Genomic DNA, 526 nt, shown 5'->3' with positions numbered 1-526 from the left:
CGTGCAGAGTACTGGCGAAAGATCATCCAGGCTTGTGGGCAGAGACCAGCTGGACAATCAGCGAAACGATGGATGGACGAAAACGGCATCCGGGAGCAAAGCTACTACCACTGGCAACGGCGCTTCCGACAACAGGCTTATGCGGAAATGAAGGAGAACGTCTCAGTTCCTGCTGTAACCGGAAAATCGGAGCTGGATTTTGTTGAAATTCCGTGTACTGCCGTTTCGGAAACACACACGCATCCAATCTCCCATGAACCAGCCGCTGTTATCCGGACCGCGTTACTTCAGATCGAAATCTCCAATGACATTTCAGATACTCTTCTGAGCCATATCTTACGGGAGGTGTCCCATGCTTGAAGACGCAGCCGGGATCCGTCGTGTAGTCCTTGCGTGCGGTACTGTTGATCTGAGAAAAGGGATCGATGGTCTGGCAACGATCATCGGCGATCGGTATGGACAGAATCCGTTCGAGAAAGGAACCCTGTTCCTGTTTTGTGGGAAACGTTCTGACCGGTGCAAGGGG

General features: G+C 52.3%; 2 protein-coding genes. Both read left to right on the top strand.

Translation table 11 applies throughout. The annotated features are described in order from the left end of the window. Positions 1-360, top strand: a 360-nt coding sequence (locus ABCW45_RS17870; protein ID WP_343221306.1) for an IS66 family insertion sequence element accessory protein TnpB, incomplete at its 5' end; no start/stop codon positions are given. Then, positions 353-526, top strand: a 174-nt coding sequence (gene tnpB / locus ABCW45_RS17990; protein WP_425518637.1) for an IS66 family insertion sequence element accessory protein TnpB, incomplete at its 3' end; no start/stop codon positions are given. The genes ABCW45_RS17870 and tnpB, both read left to right, overlap by 8 nt.

This window comes from Pilosibacter fragilis (assembly GCF_032490495.1).
GTDB lineage: Bacteria > Bacillota > Clostridia > Lachnospirales > Lachnospiraceae > Pilosibacter > Pilosibacter fragilis.
Note: the sequence above shows the minus strand (reverse complement) of the source record. Positions and strands in the feature narration are given on the sequence as shown.